Origin of the sequence: Aliivibrio sifiae (assembly GCF_002954705.1) — a bacterium.
Lineage (GTDB): Bacteria > Pseudomonadota > Gammaproteobacteria > Enterobacterales > Vibrionaceae > Aliivibrio > Aliivibrio sifiae_A.
In genome coordinates this window covers 129,854-149,679 of the sequence record NZ_MSCO01000001.1, presented here as the reverse complement: position 1 = coordinate 149,679, position 19,826 = coordinate 129,854, and the positions used below count along the sequence as shown (strand labels likewise).

Here is a 19,826-nt window from a genome sequence, read left to right as displayed (position 1 = left end):
ACTAGGGTCTGTTTATCTTATCTCTTATTTTACTGAATCAATTTCACGGTGTACTTGTACTAAAGATTTAGCCCAAGGCCCTAATGTCTGTACTGAACTTGGTAACGTCTGTACTGCACCACGTGCCAATGAAATTGATGCATAGTCACCAAAGGTAACAATATACCAAATAGACCCATTTCGAAGCGCTTGATAAATACGTACTGATTTTTCAATTTTATATTCATCTAAGAACTCTTGAACCGCTTCTTCATTCGTTAATGCTGCTAACTGTAAGATATAATGCTTATCAGAAATAGTCTTCAACTCTTTATTTGCTAAAGTAAACGTTATTGTAGATGCCAATTCACTTTCAAGAGTAGAGCTATCTTTCGCGTTACCTTCTTTAGCAGTAGGCTTCACTTTTACCGATACTATTTGCTCTTCATTCTCTATTTTAGTTGGTTCTTTTTGTTCATTCTCAATAGATGCAGAATCACTAACCAATGAATCTACTAACTCTGAAGGTACAATAACTCGCTTACCTTTTTCTACACTTGTTTCTGCGATTACAGGTGTATCAATAACGTCCGGCGGAATAGTATGAGTATCATCTTCTGGTTCAAAGTGACTCATTGCACTGTCTATTCTCTCATCCATATCAAGCGCTAACTTTGAATCATGCTCTAACGTGGTATCCACAGAAGGAGAAACTGGCGTGGTTGATGATTGATTTAACCACCAATACCCTCCCGCTGCACCCAATAATAAAAGAGAGGCTAACGCTAAAACACCAACAGGTGAATTTGTTACAGAGCGAATAATTACTCGACGCTCGGTTTTCTTTTCGCCTAAAGCAATCAACTCAGCAGGAAAACGCTTCGTTTTCTCCACCAAGTTACGAATCCTAGCTTTCTCTTCTCTACTTGCTGCAAAACGAACCACTAGCATTTCAGAAAACGTCGCCGCTTCTTCTTGAGTTAATGGAACGATATCGATATCAACAGGCTTATTCTCTTGCCCATAAGAAACGCGAGATAACGCAGGTGTTAACTTACCCGCTTCCGAAAAGAGCAAAACATTAATCTGCCAATTAGGTGTCAATTGCGCTTTTTGAACTAAAAGCCATAATTCACTAAGTAATTCAGGAGGCAATAAATGAGCGTCATCAATCACTAAAACTAAATTACACTTTTCTCCAGCTAACATGCGCCCAATACTGTCTACTACAGTATCAAATTCATTGAATAGAGGATCTCGTACAACTTGTTTTAGGATAATACCGCGTTGTTGCTGTATTGATTGATTTGGATGGCACATAAGCAGAGCTTGATTAGCATCATCGCTCCACTTTTCGAGATAGCGCTGAGCAAGCCATGACTTTCCAGAGCCTTTAACCCCTTCAATATGTACTAAATTAGAACCAAAACGAGACACAAATTGAATGCGTGATAACACATCAATTTGGCTTTCTAATTCCAATACAGTTAAATCATGACCAATACTCATATTTTATGCCTTACATTGCTCAATTACTTCAGCAAGTACATCTTCAGAAACACCAGTGACAACTTCGGAACTGCCAATCGATGTTGGTAGAACTAAGCGTAACTTACCTGACAACACTTTCTTGTCACGCATCATGTGCTTCATAAATGCATCTACTGTCATTTCTTTTGGGGCTTTAAGAGGCAATTTCGCTTTTTCTAGTAGAGCACAAATACGCTCTACATCTTCTTGCGAAATTAACCCTTCTTTCTGAGCCGTAATCGCAGCCATTACTGTTCCTGCAGAAACTGCCTCACCGTGAAGCCAGTTACCATAACCCATTTCAGCTTCAATCGCGTGACCAAAAGTATGACCTAGGTTCAAGAGTGCACGCATTCCTGACTCTTTTTCATCTTTTGCTACAACGTCAGCCTTAATTTGGCAGCAACGTGAAATGGCATACACCAATGCATCATGATCGAGTGCATATAGCTTATCCATGTTTTCATCAAGCCAATCAAAAAAGTCACGGTCAATAATAATTCCGTACTTAATCACCTCTGCCATCCCTGCTGCGAACTCACGCTCAGGCAATGTTTTTAGGCAATTAATATCTATAATAACGGCTTTAGGTTGATAAAAAGCCCCTACCATATTCTTACCAAGCGGATGATTTATTGCGGTTTTACCACCAACAGATGAATCGACTTGAGAAAGAAGTGTTGTCGGTATTTGAATAAAATCAACACCACGTTGATAACACGCAGAAGCAAAGCCAACGACATCGCCAACCACTCCACCACCTAGAGCAACAATAGTTACATCGCGACTGTGATTTTCTTCAAGTAGGAAAGTAAGAATATTATTGAAGGTGTCTAAATTTTTATATTGCTCACCATCATCTAATTCCAGTAGTGATACTTGGCATTCAAACGTATGTAAAGTGTCGATGATTTGCTGAGCATATAGCGGAGCAACCGTTACATTACTGATAACGACAACACGTTTTTTGGCAGGTATTACAGATGAAAAATGCGCCGGGTTGCAAAACAACTCGGCGCCGATAGAGATGGGATAGCTACGTTCTGCTAAATCTACATGAATCCTTTCCATGATTCGTTCCCAGTATCTGTCTTAGTAAATAACTTGAATTAACGCTCTTCAAGCATTTGGATGATTTGATTTGCAACTACTTTTGCACTTTGATCATCAGTACGAACAACGTAATCAGACACTTCTTCATAAAGTGCATTACGCTCTTTCGCTAGTGCTTCTAGCACTTCTCGAGGTTCATCAGTTTGAAGCAACGGACGTTTTTTATCGCGTTGTGTGCGAGCTAATTGCTTCTCAATTGTAGTTTCAAGATATACAACGACACCACGAGCAGATAAACGATTACGACTCTCTTTACTAATTACAGAGCCGCCACCCGTCGCAAGTACAATGCCTTGCTCTTGAGTTAAATCGTTAATTACACCTTCTTCACGTATGCGGAAACCTTCCTCACCTTCAACGTCGAATACCCAAGCGATATCAGCGCCTGTACGTTCTTCAATTACCGTATCAGAATCAAGAAACTCCATGTGAAGTTGCTGTGCTAAGTGTCTACCAATTGTACTTTTGCCGGCGCCCATTGGGCCAACAAGGAAAATATTTCGTTTTTCAGCCATTTTTTAGAAATTATGCAAAGTTCATTAACGACATTGCCAACAGTTGTCTCTTCAATAGACATTCTCCTGTGGCACCATATTCCTCACAGATATTTCGTGATCAGACCAAAAATTATCTCAGTTTATAGCTAGTGATTGCAATAGCTAGATGAAAAGTTCAGCATAATTATTTTTTTCAAGTACTATTTTTAACGTATTTTGACCGCTTAGGTAACGCTATCTTATTACTGTATAACAACTTTTGGGGTAACGAAGATTAATAATTCTTTTTTACCTATATTTTCTGAGCTACGACGAAATAACACACCAAGCAGAGGTAAGTCACCTAATAGTGGCACTTTTTCTACACTATTTGATAGTGAATGTTGATAAATACCACCAAGAACGACAGTTTCACCATTATCAACTAATACTTGTGTACCAATACGTTGAGTATCAATAGCCACCGCTTCTCCAGTACCTGTTTTAACCACTTGTCCCGGTCTATCTTGAGTAACCGTCAAATCAAGAACCAAACGATTATCAGGTGTAATTTGTGGTGTCACCATTAAACTTAATACCGCCTTCTTAAATGAAACAGACGTTGCACCGCTAGAAGAGGCCTCTAGATACGGAATTTCGGTTCCTTGCTCTATATACGCAGGCTTCTTATTGGTTGTAATTAAGCGAGGACTTGAAATGATTTCTGCTTTAGATTCTGCTTGCAATGCAGAAAGCTCTAAATCTAATAATAAATTGGACCCCAACTTTGCAACCTGAAAAGCAATACTAGAAGCTGCAGGGTTTGCCAACCCTAAGTTTACATTTAAAAAATCATCCACAGGAAGTCCACCACCACTTGTACCTGAACCACCATCATACAAACCAACGGCAGCTAAATTACTTTCAATGGAGCCTCCCACAGTAGTGCTTCCATTGGTATTCGTAATCCCCCAACGAACCCCTAGTTCATCAAGGTTACCTTCATTAACAGTAACAATTCGAGCTTCAATTTGTACTTGTTTAATCGGAACATCAAGCGTATCAATAATATCTTTAATGACGATTATATTTTCAGGAAGATCACGCAGCAGCAATGAGTTTGTTCGTTCATCTACCGTAATGCTACCTCGGCTTGAGAGCATGGTAATCTCTCCTTCACCAACTAATAACTCAGCAATATCTGATGCTTTAGCGTATTTAATTGAAAGGATCTCAGAAGAGAGAGCACCCAGCTCTGATGCCATTTGAGCTTGCTCTAAAACTTGTTGCTCTTGTGCATCCAACTCTGATTTAGGTGCAATTAACACAACATTGCCTTCCACTCGCTTATCTAACCCTTTGACCTGCAAGATAATGTCTAAGACTTGCTGCCAGGGAACGCCATCTAAACGCAATGTTAAATTGCCTTGAACGGTATCAGCAACAACTAAGTTAAAATCATTATAATCAGCAATAAGCTGCAATACATGTCGGACAGGAATGTCTTGGAAGTTAATCGAAATAGGCTTGCTATCGTCATTCTCATTGCTGATTTTAGCGTTTTTATCTCTTTCTGGTTGAGATGAAATAACCACTTGTAGTGAACGATCTTTCAAAAAATAATCGTATTGATAATCTCCCTTAATATCCACCGAGAGAATAGTACTATTCGGCTCTCTAAACGTTTCAATTCTAGAGACTAACGTTGCAAAATCTTCAACATCTAAAATAACTAATTTATCATCGCTGACTTTTGTATCATGCAATTCAATGATTAATTTATCTGCCTCTTTTTTTAAATCAACCGTAGCAGCAGCGGAAGCGAGATCAACCGTGATCACTCCTTCTTTTTTCTGGCTCAATTGAAAATTCACACTCATCAGTTCATTTAAAGTCACTTCTTCAGCAGAAACGGTTAAATGAGTAGAAAAAAGCACAATAAGCGCACATAGTCGAAGACCGAATTGCTTGATGATTTTCTTGCGTCCTAGCAACATGAGATTTTTCCAATCCTTTTCAAAATTAATGTTTCAACGCCAATTTTACGTATCTTTTTTGCCAGCAACCCATACCATCAGGCAAGGTCTCTTTTAGTGTGATTTGCCTTGATTTAATATCGACAACCTGCCCATTGTTACTTCCCATATATTGCCCTTTACGCACCTTTACAACGCTTCCTTTTGGCGTTTGCACTAATGCAGTAATGTCTGAATCAGCCCCCATGATACCTTTTAACCGTAACCGATTAAGTGAATAGCGCTCTAACGCTCCTATCTTCTTCCGATATTTTGGCTGCCAACAAGTTTTTTTCTTTACTGACTGAGTCGCAATTTCCGGTTGCTTAGGCAACACAAAAGGAGAACGGCCATCCACTTGAGAATATGCTTCAACTTCAAAAGGAAGAACTCGAGAGAGTTTATCTACATCACTTTCTCCTTGTTGCTTTGCTTCAGCATAGAAAGTATCCAGAGGATCTTTGTTTGCCTTACACCCAACCATCACTAAAGCACCAATAACCAATATTAAAAATCGACTACTCATGTTTCCCCCTAAACTGGTAGGTATAAGCCATGACACGAAAGTGTAAGGTACTGCTCTCTCTACTCACTCGTTGAATATCTATATTTTCCAAGCTAACAATACGAGGCAGATCAGCAATCGCTTCTGAAAACGAACCGATATCATGGTATTGGCCCGTTAATTCAATATTTAGCGGTAACTTATAAAGAAATTCCTGATTCTGTTTTTCCCCCCAATCGATTCGGGTGAAGGTTAATTTATTTTGAATACCAACCTGATTAATGCCAGAAAGCATACTTGCTAATTCTTTTTGCGCAGGTAATTGCTGGGCTAAAAACTCATAACGTAAATTGAGTTCATTCAACTGATTTTCCATTTCTGGCATCGCTGCAACTTGGTTGTATTTATACTTCACCGTCGTTTTTAAGCTAATTTCATCTCTCTTTAATTGCTCAGTGTCTTCCATTATTGGTTGCAACCAAAACCAATATCCTGCTGCTTGTACAAAAACACAAAGTAATAAAATCATTAACAGTTGTGGTATCAATGGCCATTCTGTTATTTCATCGAGATCTAACTCTCGCCAATCTGTCATGATTTTTTCTCCTTCGTCGAAGGCAGAAGTCTAAATGACACATCAAAGCTACTAACATCATGACCAAATATCTTTTGTCCTGAAACGATAGAGTGCATCTCTACAGATGAAATAAGTGGTGAGTTCTCTAACTTATCGAGCATGGTGGCAAGGCGAGCATTACTGTCACTAAAACCTTTAATCTCAACTTGTTTCTTATGCAGACGCACTTTATTTAAGTAAATACCTTCCATGATCATATCTGGTAATACATTTAATAATTGTGTAGTGGTATTTCTATTCTGTTGCAGGTCTTCAACAACGTCCAAACGAGTTAAAATAGAATCATGCTGTTTTCCTATTTCGTTCAACTCTTTTAACTCATTGTTTAACCATCCTATATGGCTCTCTAAAGAATGGTTCCGCTCTACTTGTAATGCGCTTTGCTTCTCTAAATACTGTGCAATCCCCCATTGAACAACCACGGAGGCTATAACACCAAAACACAACATTAATATAAATCGACGTTGGTACTTCGCTCTTTCTTCTTCTCTCCAAGGCAATAAATTTATTTGGTAAGCCATTCAACACCTCTTAAAGCAAGACCTAAAGCAGATGCATATTGATTCGCTTGCGCACTAACAGGCATCACTTCTTGGCTCGATATTTTAAATAAAGAAGCAAGATTCAAATCCAAAACAGGTAATGACAATTCATAACTTAATGAATCAGATAGCCCAGGCAGAAGTGAGCCGCCTCCAGTAATCCAAATGCCTTCTATTTTGTGATTATGAATTGAAGAATATAACGTTACTTGACGACGGATATGATCTGATAATTGTGCGATAAATTGAGAATCAGAACCAAAATCAATGACTAATGACGGCTCACTTTTTTTTTCTTGATCCTGCTGTAACGCCCCAAAGACAATATGCTTTGTGTATGAGTTTTGATTTGGAGATGTCACGCAAAAAATAGTTTGTTGATGACCTATATCGACTAGCATCCAATTTTTTTTATCAGGAAATGTTGTTGTACTTCTCTGCCATAAAATAGATAACGCATGTGAGTGAACATCAGCCAATACAGGTGATAACCCTGCTGATTTAAAACACTCTTGTCGTGATTGAACAAGCTCTTTACGTGCAGCAAAAACTTGATAGGTTGTCGTTTTTAAACTACCCACCCCTCGCTGCTTTACTGCAACAAAATCAATATTCAGATCATCAACCAAAAACGAAGATTGCTGTTCAAAAGTATGAGAAATAGAAAACTCAGTTTCTTTGGCATCCAATCCACTATCAACTTGAATAACCTTAGTAATGATACTGCTATCGGGAATGGAAAATGCCACACGTTTTTGACTAAATTTTAGCTTTTTCTTTAAACGAGATAAGTACGGCTTTATTTTTTCAAGATGTAATGTGTTGGCATCTAAAAAGACAGCATCTGATAATAAGATTTCAATACAGCCAACTAACTCTAATTGACCTTTTTTTAACCTTACAGATACTGCTTTAATGCTATGATGCCCTATATCTAACCCCGTGACGGTGGGATAAATCATCTTGATTTAACTCCAAGTAATAAATAAATATCTCAAAATTAAGCGTTTATTTGCGTTATTTTTTGTTGTGTTATATTTATACTACTAAGTTATGGGTTGGAAACGACAATATAGATTAAAGTAAACGGGAAATATCAGGTGAAGTTCATAAAGGCACTGCTTATAGTTACATTGGTTTGCATTATTCTTGGGGTCACAACAATTTTTGGTTTTTACCAATATGTGAAGCCAGAATTACCAGATGTCGCTACATTGAAAGATGTTCAACTACAAACGCCAATGCAGGTATATAGCCGCGATGGAAAACTAATCGCTCAATTCGGTGAGAAACGTCGTATTCCTTTAAAATTGGAAGAGATGCCACCTCATTTGCTTGAGGCAATCATTGCGACCGAAGACAGTCGTTTTTATAGCCACTACGGGTTTGATCCTATCGGCATCACACGTGCTGCTTTTGCTGTCTTAGCATCAGGTTCTGCAAAGCAAGGTGCGAGTACCATTACTCAACAACTTGCACGTAACTTCTTCTTATCTAATGAGAAGAAAATTATGCGTAAGATTAAAGAAATCTTTATTGCCGTTCATATAGAGCAGTTACTGACCAAACAAGAGATTCTCGAACTTTACTTAAATAAGATATATTTAGGTTATCGCTCTTATGGTGTGGGCGCAGCAGCTCATGTTTACTTTGGTAAAGAAGTGAGTCAATTAACCCTTGGTGAAGTCGCTATTATTGCTGGTTTACCAAAAGCACCTTCAACTATGAACCCTATTTATTCAGTTGACCGTGCAACTACTCGTCGAAACGTAGTGTTATCTCGTATGCTTGATGAAGGTTACATCACAAAACAAGAATTTGATGACGCAAGAGCTGAAAAGGTTATATCTCAATATCACGGTGCAGAAATAGAGCTACAGGCACCTTATATTGCTGAAATTGCTCGTGCATGGATGGTAAATAAATACGGCGAAGAAGCTGCATATACTTCAGGTATGAGTATTTACACAACCGTTGACTCTAAAATGCAAGCGGCAGCAAATAAAGCATCGATTGATAACCTACTTGCTTATGACGAACGTCATGGATTCCGTGGTGCTGTTAAAACTGTATGGGAGCCAAAAGCAACTCCGCTTGACGAAGGTGCGATTACTAAACACCTAAGAAATGAACCTTCTTACGGGGAGCTAATACCCGCCGTTGTCACTAAAGTTTCAGGAAAAACAGTCACTGTTGATATTAAAAACAACGGTATAGCTACGATTCCATGGGATGGTTTAAAATGGGCTCGTCGCTTTAAAACAGATAAACGCCAAGGCCCTGCACCTCGCCGAGCATCTGACATTCTTTCAGTTGGTGAACAAATTTACGTTCGTCCATTAAGCGAAGAAACCAAAGATGACATTACGACAATCACTTGGAAATTAAGCCAAGTTCCAGCTGCCAATACGGCATTTGTTGCAATGGACCCAAATGATGGTGCAATTACATCATTAATTGGTGGTTTCAACTTTGTTCACAACAAATTTAACCGTGCAACCCAAGCTGTACGTCAGGTAGGTTCAAGTATTAAACCATTCATTTATTCTGCTGCGTTATACCACGGTAAAACACTAGCAAGCTTAATTAATGACGCACCAATTAATACATGGGATGCTAGTCAAGGTACGGCATGGAGACCAAAAAACTCGCCACCGACTTATGTTGGCCCAGCTCGTTTACGTATTGGTTTAGCCCAATCTAAAAACGTAATGGCAGTCCGAGTTTTACGTGAAGTAGGATTAGATGAAACCATCGATTATCTTACTCGCTTTGGTTTTAAAAAAGACGAGCTTCCTCACTCTGAAACCATTGCGCTTGGTGCTGGTAGCTTAACTCCTGTGCAGATGGCACAAGGGTTCTCTGTATTTGCCAATAACGGTTATTACGTTGAGCCTTACTATATCGACCACATTAATAGCCCATTTGGTGATGAAGTTTACAAAGCAACACCAAAGACTATTTGTCAAAGTGATTGCTCTAACCAAAATGATGAAGACTCTCCTTACGCTAAAAAAGTTATTTCAGCACAAAATGCCTTTTTAGTTAAACAGATGATGTATAGCAACATCTGGGGTGGTGGCATATGGAGTAAAGGAACTGGCTGGAATGGCACAGGTTGGCGTGCTCAAGTGTTAAAACGTCGCGATATCGGTGGTAAAACAGGAACAACTAATGACTCTGTTGATGCATGGTATAACGGTTATGGCCCTAATGTTGTTGCAACCGCTTGGGTTGGTTTCGATAATCCATCACATCACTTAGGTTATACAACTAAGAACGACAACATGACTAAAGAAGAAATGGCCTTTGGTGGTGAAGCGGGAGGTAAGACCGCTATCTACTCTTGGGTTAACTTTATGAAGGTTGCTCTTGATGGTGTCCCACAAACAGAAACTCGCCTTCCTGCTAATATCATCAAAGTAAAAATAGACCGTGAAACCGGTTTGTTAAGTAATAAAAATGATGAAACTAGCATGTGGGAATATTTTGCTGGTGGTACCGAACCAACTGAATACGTCAAAAAAGACTTCCAAGATACTATCTATTCATCAGGTGATGGTGAAGAGGACGAAAGCCTGTTCTAAATCAGTAATCTTGTAAATAAAAAGGGACGCTTAATTTGCGTCCCTTTTTATTTCATGTTGTGACTAAAAATCTAGCTAATAACATCTGTCATTTTAGTTTCTATCTCTTTTGCTAAAGCCTCATAGCGCACTTTTAATGGAGAGCCGGGACGATAAGCTAATACGATTTGACGATGTGGCACAGGCGCTTGTGCAGGCAAATAACAAACCCCATCTCGTTCTTTTTCTTTAGGTACTGACAAGTAAGGCATTAAGGTTATACCTCCTCCCGCAGCAACCATGTTTCTCAATGTTTCTAGACTGGTTGCTTTAAAATGGTCATCATCTTTTGCTCCTGCTGCAAAGCAAAAACCAAGCGCTTGATCTCGCAAACAATGACCATCGCCTAACATTAATACTGATTCACCATTAAGGCGAGACATGTCTATTGACTCTTCTTCTGCCCATTTATGATCTTTTGGAACCGCAAGTACCATGGGTTCATCATAAACAGGAACTTCAATAAAAGAACTCGTCTCATCAACTGATGCCAGAATCATACAATCAATTTTGCCTTCTTCTAACATTTTAACCAATTGATGAGTCTGCGCTTCATGAAGGTATAAATTTAAATCAGGAAATTGAGCCTTCAATGTAGGCACTATCCATGGCAGCACATAAGGGCCTACTGTTGGTATAAAACCAAGATGTAATGGCCCTGTCATTTCCTTTCCTTGTTGATTAGCCAATTCAGAAAATAACTTAACTTCAATCAAAATTCGTTTTGCTTGCTCAACTAACTGCAAGCCTGCTTCAGTAAATAAGACCTTACGACTAGTACGTTCCAATAAGGTTAATCCAACCTCTTCTTCTAACTTCTTGATTTGCCCACTTAAGGTCGGTTGACTAACAAAACAGGACTCTGCTGCCTTACGAAAGTGCTTATGCTCAGCAAGTGCGACCAAGTACTCAAAATCTCGGATATTCATGTATTACACTCCTGAAAGCTTTAAATCTCACTATGATAAGTATTTTAATAGTTTTTAACGATTGAAACGATAACACCAAACGATTAGAACTATCAAGTTAGCTTTTGCATAATAGCTACATCAACCGGGAAGACCCCGAAAAGAAATTCAAAATTACTCAAAATTAAAGGACATCATTATGTTTACATCTAAAGAAGGTCAATCAGTTCCTCAAGTTACTTTTCCAACACGTAAAGGTGATGCTTGGGTTAACGTAACAACAGAAGAACTATTTAAAGACAAAACAGTTATCGTATTCAGCCTTCCAGGTGCATTTACTCCAACCTGTTCTTCAAGCCACCTACCTCGTTACAACGAGCTTTATTCTGTATTTAAAGACAACGGCGTTGATGAAATTGTTTGTGTCTCTGTAAACGATACGTTTGTAATGAACGCATGGAAAGCAGATCAAGAAGCAGAAAACATTACTTTCATTCCAGATGGTAACGGTGACTTCACTGATGGCATGGGCATGCTAGTAGAGAAAAATGACATTGGTTTTGGTAAGCGCTCATGGCGTTACAGCATGCTAGTTAAAAACGGCGTAGTTGAAAAAATGTTCATCGAAGAGAATGTACCGGGTGACCCGTTCAAAGTTTCTGATGCTGATACTATACTGAACTACCTAGCACCTGAACACAAAGAGCAAGAGTCAATCACAGTATTCACTAAACCAGGCTGCCCTTTCTGTATGAAAGCGAAACAGAACCTAATCGATAAAGGTCTAAACTACGAAGAAGTGGTACTAGGTAAAGATGCAACAACTGTAAGTTTACGTGCAATCTCTGGTCGTACTACAGTTCCTCAAGTATTCATCGGCGGTAAACACATCGGTGGCAGCGAAGAACTAGAAGATTTCCTAGCTTAATATCGAACTCGATAGTTAATAAAAAATAGCCCACTACGCTGTGGGCTATCATTTCAAGACTCTTCTTCTAAAATAAATCTACGTGAGATATTAATTATGAAACAAGTCAATGTTGATGTAGCTGTTATCGGTGGTGGTACAGCAGGTTTAGGCTCTTACCGTGCAGCAAAAGCACATACTGACAGTGTTGTCATGATTGAAGGCGGCCCTTACGGTACCACTTGTGCTCGCGTTGGTTGCATGCCATCTAAGCTATTAATTGCTGCAGCAGAAAGCGTTCACCAAATTGAAAAAGCACCTAAATTTGGTATCCACCCTCAAGGTGAAATCGTAATTAATGGCCGTGAAGTAATGGAGCGCGTTAAGTTTGAGCGTGACCGTTTTGTTGGGTTTGTTTTAGAAGGCGTTGATGAAATTCCTGCTGAAGATAAAATCTCTGGCTACGCTAAATTTTTAGATGATAATACGCTACAAATAGACGATCACACTATCGTAACGGCTAAACGCATTGTAATAGCAACAGGCTCTCGTCCTGCTTATCCTGCAGTATGGAATGAATTAGGTGACCGTCTGATCATTAATGACGATGTATTTAACTGGGATGATTTACCAAAATCAGTGGCGGTATTTGGCCCTGGCGTTATTGGTCTTGAACTTGGTCAATCACTTCATCGCTTAGGTGTTGAAACCAAATTGTTTGGTTTAGGTGGTCAAGTAGGCCCAGTAACAGACCCTGAAGTAATGGCGTATGCTAATAAAGCCTTCAACGAAGAATTCTATCTTGATGCTGATGTAAAAGTAGAAAGCATGAAGCGTATCACCACTGAATCTGGTGAAGATCGTGTTGAGATTATATTCATCAATAAACAAGGTGAACTAGAAACTAATCTTGTTGAATATGTATTAGCAGCAACAGGTCGTCGCCCAAATACCGATAAATTAGGTCTAGAGAATACCTCTCTTGAACTGGATGCTCGCGGTGTACCAACGGCTGATCACTACACATTACAAACATCACAACCAACCATTTTCATTGCTGGTGATGCAAGTAACCAATTGCCACTATTACACGAAGCCGCAGACCAAGCCCGTATTGCTGGTGATAATGCAGGTCGCTTCCCTGAAATCCGAGCAGGCCTTCGTCGCTCAAAAATCTCAGCAGTATTCTCTGATCCGCAAATTGCAATGGTTGGCGAAACGTATAAAGAAATTACAACACGCCTAGGTACTTGTGGCTGTTTCGCAACGGGTGAAGTGTCTTTTGAAAATCAAGGTCGCTCACGAGTCATGCTACGTAACAAAGGGATACTTCATGTATACGGAGAACAAGGAACAGGCCGATTCTTAGGTGCTGAAATGATGGGACCAAATGCCGAGCATTTAGCACACCTATTAGCTTGGGCACATCAAAATAAGATGACGATATCAGACATGTTAGATATGCCTTTCTACCATCCAGTTATTGAAGAAGGCGTTCGTACTGCCCTTCGTGATTTAAATGCGAAATTACATTTAGGTCCTGAAATGATTAAACACTGTATGGATTGTGGCCCTGGCTGCTAATTTGTATAACGAACAAAAGTAATAAAATAAAAGTCGATGTGAAAACATCGACTTTTTTATTTCTATCTCACGATTCACTCGTTAAAATAACCGTACTAACCAATTACTTTTAAGTGAACCGCTATGGCTTGCCAATCTTGCCGAACTGATATTTTCAAACAAAAATTAGGTCGCTGTCAGCGTTGCATGAAACAACTCACGTTCTTATCTATAGGAGGATGGTTAACTTGGTTAGAGTTTTTTCAAGCCACTCCTTACCAAATAGAGGCAATAGCCACCTTCATGGTTAGCTTGGCATTTACAGGCTTACTTACTCTGCATCTATTGATGATGAGTTATTATCGCTTCGTAAAACCTTCAAAAAAGAATACGACGTATAAAAAATAAAACCCCAATATCAATCAAGATATTGGGGTCTCTTAGAATCTTTCTAAGAAAAAGCAGTATAAATAAGACTAGTACTTAATCAAAAAGTTCACCACTTTTTCTTTTTATTTCGGATGATTAGCTAACTGCATGCACCGCATAATCATTTTAACTTAAGCTACACTCGCTTTGATAATTACTTGTTCTTGCAGATTTACCTCTAATGCCACTTCATCACACGCATGCTGACGAGGGCATTGATCACAATCTTTCAATACTTTCTCGGGTAACAACGAACGAGAGGTTGGAATAAAGTCTTGTTTCATAAAAAACTCGGGAACACGAGTCAGTACAAACACTTTTTTAATCGCCATCTCTCGTGCTTTTTCTACCAAGTGTTGAACGATCGCTTTTCCTTGACCTTGGCTCTGCCAACCCGCCTCTACACCTAAAGAACGAATTTCAGCTAAACCAGAGTCATACACATACAAGGAAGCACAGCCAGTCACTTCTCCATGATGCTCTGACACGGCAAACGAACCAATATCTCGCACTAACTCATTACGATTACGAGGTAAGTTCTCACCAAGTCCCGCCCAATATGCAACCATGCCTTCTAGCGCATCTAAATCAGTTAAACGTGCAGGACGAACTTTAACTCCTGTTGAATCACGCTCTTGCAAACGCTTACCTGCTTGTTCAACAGCGTGAGCCACTTGCTCAGGAGCAACGCCACCGAGTGCACAACGTTTAGCTAAACAAGATTCAATCGTTAAGATTGCATACACATCATCTTCAATAACATCAGAAAATGCTTTTAATTCCGCAATTGAAAGCTCCTCTAAAGCACAGCCCTTTTCAATCGCCCCTACGACCGCAACCCCCACAATATGGTGTGCTTCACGGAATGGAATACCTTTGGCTACTAAATAATCGGCCAACTCTGTCGAGTTTGCGTAACCTTGTTTTGCCGCTTCAAGTGTACGCTCACTGTTAATTTTAATGTCTTCAAAACAAAGTGCAGCCATCTCAATACAATCAGACCAACTGTCTAACGCATCAAATAGACCTTCTTTATCTTCTTGCATATCTTTGTTATACGCCAATGGCAATGCTTTTACCGTCATCATCATGCCAGCTAATGCACCATATACACGGCCACATTTACCACGAATAAGCTCTAATGCGTCTGGGTTTTTCTTCTGGGGCATGAGTGATGAACCAGAAGTCACCGTATCTGCCAACTCGATAAAATTCGATTCGCCAGAGTTATAAAAAATCATATCTTCAGCAAGACGAGATAGGTGAACCATAGAAATAGACGCTATCGACATTAGCTCCATCACATGATCACGGTCCGATACTGAATCTAAGCTGTTACGAGTCGCACGTTGAAAACCTAGATTACGCGCCAATTTCTCACGATCCATAGGATAAGCGGTCCCCGCAAGAGCACCAGAACCTAACGGACAAGTATCTAAACGCTTAATAGCATCTTCAAGACGAGAATAGTCACGCTCTATCATCTCAACATACGCTAAACACCAATGCGCAAATGTCACTGGCTGAGCACGCTGAAGATGCGTATAACCAGGAAGTACCGTTGCTTGATGCTCACTAGCGACATTAACCAATTGATTAAGAAGTAAATCAAGCGTACGAAGAAGTTGATGTCCTTGTTGACGGCACCATAACTTTAAATCCGTCGCCACTTGGTCATTACGAGAACGACCAGTGTGTAATTTTTTACCTAAATCACCCACTTTGCCAATAAGCTGAGTTTCAACCCAACTATGAATATCTTCAGCATCAGAAAGTAATATTTGCTCAGGATCTTCCATCACTTCTAGCTTTAATTCATTCAATGCTAATTCAAGTTTTTGTTGCTCAAACTCTGAAATAACATTAACTGAAAGCAGTGATTTAGACCACGCAATAGAACCGACAATATCTTGTTCCGCAAGGCGATAATCGATACGAAGTGAATCGTTAAACTGTTTAAATCTTGTGTCTGCTGCCTGACTAAAACGTCCGCCCCATAATGCCATGGTGTATCTCCTAAATGGACAGTGCTCACTGCTTTTTACAAATATTAAGTCTGATTTAATTCAGTATTTTTCTTGATGGTTTAAACTTACGGCAATTCCAGATAAAAATAAAGAATTAAATTCATTATTTTTACATATTTATTCATTCAAAGCCTATTAACTCTATTGCTAATCATCAGGATAAAAAAAATCGAAGTTCATTTAATTATTAAATGAACTTCGATTAGTGTAAATCAAATTGTTTAACAGTTGTTATTAATTATATGCTAGCCACTGATGCCTGTTAGTCATTCACTTGAGTCTACTTACTATTTAGTGCACGAATACGGCTTGATAGTGAATAAAGACGAATGAAACCTTCAGCGTGACTTTGGTCATATACTTCGTCTGCACCAAAAGTAGCAAACTCTTCTGAATATAAGCTATTATCTGAACGCTTCTGAGTTACTGTTGCTTGTCCTTTATACAGCTTAATAACGACTTCACCGTTTACATCTTGAGCTAGCTCTTCTGTTGCCGCTAAGATTGATTTACATAAAGGAGTAAACCAACGACCGTCATACACAAGGTGAGAAGCTTTAATCCCTAACTCCTCACGGAACTCAAACGAGGCTTTATCTAGCACTAATTGCTCAACTGCACGTAGCGCTTCATTAATAATGGTGCCCCCTGGGGTTTCATAACAACCACGAGATTTCATACCCACTAAACGGTTTTCTACGATGTCAATACGACCAACGCCATGTTTAATACCTTTCTCATTAAGATAAACAACCACTTCATAAGGTGTCATTGCTTTACCATCAACAGCAACAACTGCGCCTTTTTCAACTTTTATTGATACTGTTTCTGATTCATTTGGCGCTTGCTCTGGATCAACTGTCCATGCCCAACAATCGTCATTTGGCGCATTCCATGTATCTTCTAGAACACCACCTTCTGTTGAAATGTGCCATGCATTCGCATCACGAGAATAGATCTTAGTAAGCGACGCGGAACAAGGGATATTACGCTCAGCAAGATAATCAAGACACTCTTCACGGCTCACTAAATCCCACTCACGCCATGGTGCAATTACGTGTAGATCTGGTGCTAACGCTGCGAATGCACCTTCAAAACGGATTTGGTCATTACCTTTACCGGTACAGCCATGACAAAGTGCATCAGCACCAACATTACGCGCTACTTCAACTTGTGCTTTAGCAATAATAGGACGAGCCATTGATGTACCAAGCAGGTATTTCCCTTCATAAAGTGCGCCTGTTTTAAGCGTAGGAAAAATGTAGTCTGAAACCATTTCTTCTTTTAGATCAGCGATATAACATTCGGTAGCACCTGATGCGATGGCTTTTGCTTCAATGCCTTCTAGCTCTTCAGCACCTTGACCAACATCAGCGACAAATGCGATAACTTCACAGTGGTAGTTTTCTTTTAACCACGGGATGATCACAGAGGTATCTAGGCCACCTGAGTATGCAACAACAACCTTGTTTACTTTTATTTTCTTGCTCATTCTATTCTCCTTGCTCCGCATACTCGCGGCGACTGTATTCTAAAAACTAAAAATTGAAACTCATTGCCTACTTAGGCTGAAACTGTGTGCCGATACTGTTACCAATAAACAACTCAGCTAATTTTTCTGGTGAGCGCCATGATGCTACCTCTATCGCTCGACCTAATTCTTGTGCCGCTTCTAATGCCGCTTTTACCTTGACAATCATGCCATCCGTAATCACTTCTTGTTGAATTAATGCTTCTGCTTGCTCTGAATCTAAACTGGTGATCAATTGCTTCTTGCTATCCAATACACCAGCGACATCTGACAATAAAACGAGATCAGCATCTAATGCCGTTGCCACAGCCACTGCTGCTTGGTCTGCATTAACGTTCATTAATTCACCTCCAGCAGTAATACCAATAGAACTAATGATCGGAGTTACCTTTGTTGCTAGTACTGCATTTAATATTGTTGCATCACCTACCGTTGCCAAGCCAACATTACCTAGTTCAGGATTAAGCTGTGTGATTTTACATAAACCGCCATCAGCCAAACTTAATCCCATCGCATTCACTCCACTTTTCATTGCTTGGCCTTGTAGCATTTTATTTGCCGTTCCAGCCAGAGCACCTGCGATATAGCCAATTTGGTCTTTTGGTGTCACACGCAAACCTTCTTTTTTAATAGTTTCAAGTTGAAGTTTAGCCATCAATTCATCCACTAAATAACCACCACCATGGACAATGACTAAAGCTCTGTTTGCTTGCTGTTGATAATTTGAAACCGTTTTAAATAATTGTGTTAACGTTTCGGTCGATGATAATACTTCACCACCTAACTTAATCACCAATGGACGCTGGTTCATACTAAACTCCATACTCTATATCAAAGAAGTTAACATTGGGAAACGAAAACGAATATTAATGCATTGCATTGCTTGGCTTGACGCACCTTTTAATAAGTTATCAATCGCAGAAACAACAATCAGATGTTCGCCTTGTACTTTCCAGCCTATATCGCAGAAAGGTGTTTTCTCAACCGATTGTAATTTCGGTATTTCATTCCCCAGTAAACGAACTACAGGTGTATGCGTGTAGGCATCATCAAACGCCTTTTTAATCAGCTCTTCTGTAACACCCTTCTCTAACTTCGTTGTAATCGTCGCTAAAATTCCACGCTTAAAATTACCAAGATGAGGCGTAAAGATAACATCACAGCCTAAATGCGCTGCAATTTCAGGTTGATGACGATGGTTAAATACGCCATAGGGTTGAAGGCTAACTTCACAGAAACTGCTTGTTAAACTCGCTTTACGCCCAGCGCCAGTTACTCCACTGGTTGCATTGATCACTGGCCATTGATTCTTATCTAATAAGTTAGATTCAACTAATGGTTTTAATGCTAATTGTGACGCAGTTGGATAACATCCAGGTACTGCGATTAGCTGTGCTTTTGCAATTGCTTCTTCATTCCACTCAGCTAATCCATAAACCGCTTTATCTAACCAACCTTCGTATTTATGTTCAAAACCATAGAATTCAGAGTAAAAGCCTTCTTTTTGAACGCGGAATGCTCCTGACAAATCAAAAACAACACAACCATTCTCTAAAAAAGTAGACGCTAAATCGTGACTGACTTCATGAGCTGTTGCGAGTAAAACAATATCGCTCTCTTTAGCCACTTGATTCACACTGACTAAAGGTTGTAGGGCATCATCTACAATTCCTTTTAATGAACCATGCAATTCACTGATTGCTTTTCCTTTGTCTAGGCTATTCTCAGAAACATATAAGCCTGATAAAGAAAGGTGTGGGTGCTTAAATACCATCAGTGCTAATTCTGCACCTGTGTACCCGCTTGCTCCGATGATGGTTGTTTTCAACATAAATACGTCCATTTATCTCTTCAACTATTGAAGGAAAAAGCCATTCAGGGTAACTTGAGAGTTACGTATATTAGATATTGCTTTTCCTTTTTAAAATTTAGTTTATTCATTAAAATTAAACTAAACTGTATTTCTATTCACTTTATGTGATTTAATATGTGTTTTACAGGGTTCTCTCTTTTCTGTCAACAGTGGATGTATGAATAA

Annotated in this window: 17 protein-coding genes; 4 read left to right on the top strand and 13 right to left on the bottom strand. The window is 39.4% G+C overall.

The genetic code is table 11. The features are described from left to right. Positions 1 to 24: 24 nt before the first annotated feature. The 8 genes from BTO22_RS00695 to pilM all read right to left on the bottom strand — a co-directional run bounded on the left by BTO22_RS00695 (position 25) and on the right by pilM (position 7,759). Positions 25 to 1,488 carry an SPOR domain-containing protein gene (locus tag BTO22_RS00695; protein ID WP_105053880.1) on the bottom strand — a complete coding sequence of 488 codons (1,464 nt, stop codon included), beginning with the start codon at positions 1,486 to 1,488 and terminating at the stop codon, positions 25 to 27. A 3-nt stretch (positions 1,489 to 1,491) separates the two neighbouring features. Beyond that, positions 1,492 to 2,580, bottom strand: a complete 1,089-nt coding sequence (aroB, locus tag BTO22_RS00690; RefSeq protein ID WP_105053879.1) for a 3-dehydroquinate synthase — start codon at positions 2,578 to 2,580, stop codon at positions 1,492 to 1,494. 38 nt (positions 2,581 to 2,618) lie between these two features. Continuing rightward, positions 2,619 to 3,137: a shikimate kinase AroK gene (aroK, locus tag BTO22_RS00685; protein ID WP_012551169.1), complete on the bottom strand. Its 519-nt coding sequence runs from the start codon at positions 3,135 to 3,137 to the stop codon at positions 2,619 to 2,621. Between the two features lie 224 nt (positions 3,138 to 3,361). Then, positions 3,362 to 5,095: a type IV pilus secretin PilQ gene (locus BTO22_RS00680; RefSeq protein WP_105053878.1), complete on the bottom strand. Its 1,734-nt coding sequence runs from the start codon at positions 5,093 to 5,095 to the stop codon at positions 3,362 to 3,364. A 25-nt stretch (positions 5,096 to 5,120) separates the two neighbouring features. Then, complete coding sequence (locus tag BTO22_RS00675) at positions 5,121 to 5,639, bottom strand: pilus assembly protein PilP (protein ID WP_105053877.1); 519 nt, start codon at positions 5,637 to 5,639, stop codon at positions 5,121 to 5,123. Further along, a complete protein-coding gene (locus BTO22_RS00670; RefSeq protein WP_105053876.1) occupies positions 5,632 to 6,213 on the bottom strand; it encodes a type IV pilus inner membrane component PilO in 582 nt (193 codons plus the stop codon). The genes BTO22_RS00675 and BTO22_RS00670 overlap by 8 nt, the downstream gene beginning before the upstream one ends. After that, on the bottom strand, positions 6,210 to 6,776 hold the full coding sequence (locus BTO22_RS00665; RefSeq protein ID WP_105053875.1) for a PilN domain-containing protein: 567 nt from the start codon (positions 6,774 to 6,776) through the stop codon (positions 6,210 to 6,212). The genes BTO22_RS00670 and BTO22_RS00665 overlap by 4 nt, the downstream gene beginning before the upstream one ends. Further along, positions 6,761 to 7,759, bottom strand: a complete 999-nt coding sequence (gene pilM / locus BTO22_RS00660) for a type IV pilus biogenesis protein PilM (protein WP_105053874.1) — start codon at positions 7,757 to 7,759, stop codon at positions 6,761 to 6,763. Before pilM ends, BTO22_RS00665 begins: the two co-directional genes overlap by 16 nt. A 138-nt stretch (positions 7,760 to 7,897) precedes the next feature. On the opposite strand from pilM, the gene BTO22_RS00655 reads away from it, so the two are divergent. Further along, positions 7,898 to 10,384 carry a penicillin-binding protein 1A gene (locus BTO22_RS00655; protein ID WP_105053873.1) on the top strand — a complete coding sequence of 829 codons (2,487 nt, stop codon included), beginning with the start codon at positions 7,898 to 7,900 and terminating at the stop codon, positions 10,382 to 10,384. A 71-nt stretch (positions 10,385 to 10,455) separates the two neighbouring features. Here BTO22_RS00655 and oxyR read toward each other — a convergent pair whose 3' ends face one another. Then, complete coding sequence (gene oxyR, locus BTO22_RS00650; RefSeq protein ID WP_105053872.1) at positions 10,456 to 11,352, bottom strand: DNA-binding transcriptional regulator OxyR; 897 nt, start codon at positions 11,350 to 11,352, stop codon at positions 10,456 to 10,458. Between the two features lie 178 nt (positions 11,353 to 11,530). On the opposite strand from oxyR, the gene BTO22_RS00645 reads away from it, so the two are divergent. The 3 genes from BTO22_RS00645 to BTO22_RS00635 all read left to right on the top strand — a co-directional run bounded on the left by BTO22_RS00645 (position 11,531) and on the right by BTO22_RS00635 (position 14,209). After that, positions 11,531 to 12,259 carry a glutathione peroxidase gene (locus tag BTO22_RS00645; protein WP_105053871.1) on the top strand — a complete coding sequence of 243 codons (729 nt, stop codon included), beginning with the start codon at positions 11,531 to 11,533 and terminating at the stop codon, positions 12,257 to 12,259. A 96-nt stretch (positions 12,260 to 12,355) separates the two neighbouring features. Then, complete coding sequence (locus BTO22_RS00640) at positions 12,356 to 13,822, top strand: dihydrolipoyl dehydrogenase (RefSeq protein WP_105053870.1); 1,467 nt, start codon at positions 12,356 to 12,358, stop codon at positions 13,820 to 13,822. 123 nt (positions 13,823 to 13,945) lie between these two features. After that, entirely contained in the window at positions 13,946 to 14,209 is a 264-nt protein-coding gene (locus BTO22_RS00635) for a DUF3624 domain-containing protein (RefSeq protein ID WP_105053869.1), read from the top strand. 152 nt (positions 14,210 to 14,361) lie between these two features. On the opposite strand, the gene argH is transcribed toward BTO22_RS00635, so the two are convergent. The 4 genes from argH to argC all read right to left on the bottom strand — a co-directional run bounded on the left by argH (position 14,362) and on the right by argC (position 19,619). Further along, positions 14,362 to 16,236 carry an argininosuccinate lyase gene (argH, locus tag BTO22_RS00630; protein WP_105053868.1) on the bottom strand — a complete coding sequence of 625 codons (1,875 nt, stop codon included), beginning with the start codon at positions 16,234 to 16,236 and terminating at the stop codon, positions 14,362 to 14,364. 301 nt (positions 16,237 to 16,537) lie between these two features. After that, the gene (locus BTO22_RS00625) at positions 16,538 to 17,749 is read right to left on the bottom strand and encodes an argininosuccinate synthase (RefSeq protein WP_105053867.1); all 1,212 of its coding nucleotides are present in this window, start codon (positions 17,747 to 17,749) and stop codon (positions 16,538 to 16,540) included. Positions 17,750 to 17,816: 67 nt separating this feature from the next. Beyond that, on the bottom strand, positions 17,817 to 18,599 hold the full coding sequence (gene argB, locus BTO22_RS00620; RefSeq protein WP_105053866.1) for an acetylglutamate kinase: 783 nt from the start codon (positions 18,597 to 18,599) through the stop codon (positions 17,817 to 17,819). 15 nt (positions 18,600 to 18,614) lie between these two features. After that, on the bottom strand, positions 18,615 to 19,619 hold the full coding sequence (gene argC, locus BTO22_RS00615; RefSeq protein WP_105053865.1) for an N-acetyl-gamma-glutamyl-phosphate reductase: 1,005 nt from the start codon (positions 19,617 to 19,619) through the stop codon (positions 18,615 to 18,617). Positions 19,620 to 19,826: the final 207 nt, after the last annotated feature.

Coding starts and splice junctions, on each gene's coding strand:
- BTO22_RS00695 (WP_105053880.1), bottom strand. CDS start 1,488: ATGAGTATTGGTCATGATTTAACTGTATTGGAATTAGAAAGCCAAATT.
- aroB (WP_105053879.1), bottom strand. CDS start 2,580: ATGGAAAGGATTCATGTAGATTTAGCAGAACGTAGCTATCCCATCTCT.
- aroK (WP_012551169.1), bottom strand. CDS start 3,137: ATGGCTGAAAAACGAAATATTTTCCTTGTTGGCCCAATGGGCGCCGGC.
- BTO22_RS00680 (WP_105053878.1), bottom strand. CDS start 5,095: ATGTTGCTAGGACGCAAGAAAATCATCAAGCAATTCGGTCTTCGACTA.
- BTO22_RS00675 (WP_105053877.1), bottom strand. CDS start 5,639: ATGAGTAGTCGATTTTTAATATTGGTTATTGGTGCTTTAGTGATGGTT.
- BTO22_RS00670 (WP_105053876.1), bottom strand. CDS start 6,213: ATGACAGATTGGCGAGAGTTAGATCTCGATGAAATAACAGAATGGCCA.
- BTO22_RS00665 (WP_105053875.1), bottom strand. CDS start 6,776: ATGGCTTACCAAATAAATTTATTGCCTTGGAGAGAAGAAGAAAGAGCG.
- pilM (WP_105053874.1), bottom strand. CDS start 7,759: ATGATTTATCCCACCGTCACGGGGTTAGATATAGGGCATCATAGCATT.
- oxyR (WP_105053872.1), bottom strand. CDS start 11,352: ATGAATATCCGAGATTTTGAGTACTTGGTCGCACTTGCTGAGCATAAG.
- BTO22_RS00645 (WP_105053871.1), top strand. CDS start 11,531: ATGTTTACATCTAAAGAAGGTCAATCAGTTCCTCAAGTTACTTTTCCA.
- BTO22_RS00640 (WP_105053870.1), top strand. CDS start 12,356: ATGAAACAAGTCAATGTTGATGTAGCTGTTATCGGTGGTGGTACAGCA.
- BTO22_RS00635 (WP_105053869.1), top strand. CDS start 13,946: ATGGCTTGCCAATCTTGCCGAACTGATATTTTCAAACAAAAATTAGGT.
- argH (WP_105053868.1), bottom strand. CDS start 16,236: ATGGCATTATGGGGCGGACGTTTTAGTCAGGCAGCAGACACAAGATTT.
- BTO22_RS00625 (WP_105053867.1), bottom strand. CDS start 17,749: ATGAGCAAGAAAATAAAAGTAAACAAGGTTGTTGTTGCATACTCAGGT.
- argB (WP_105053866.1), bottom strand. CDS start 18,599: ATGAACCAGCGTCCATTGGTGATTAAGTTAGGTGGTGAAGTATTATCA.
- argC (WP_105053865.1), bottom strand. CDS start 19,619: ATGTTGAAAACAACCATCATCGGAGCAAGCGGGTACACAGGTGCAGAA.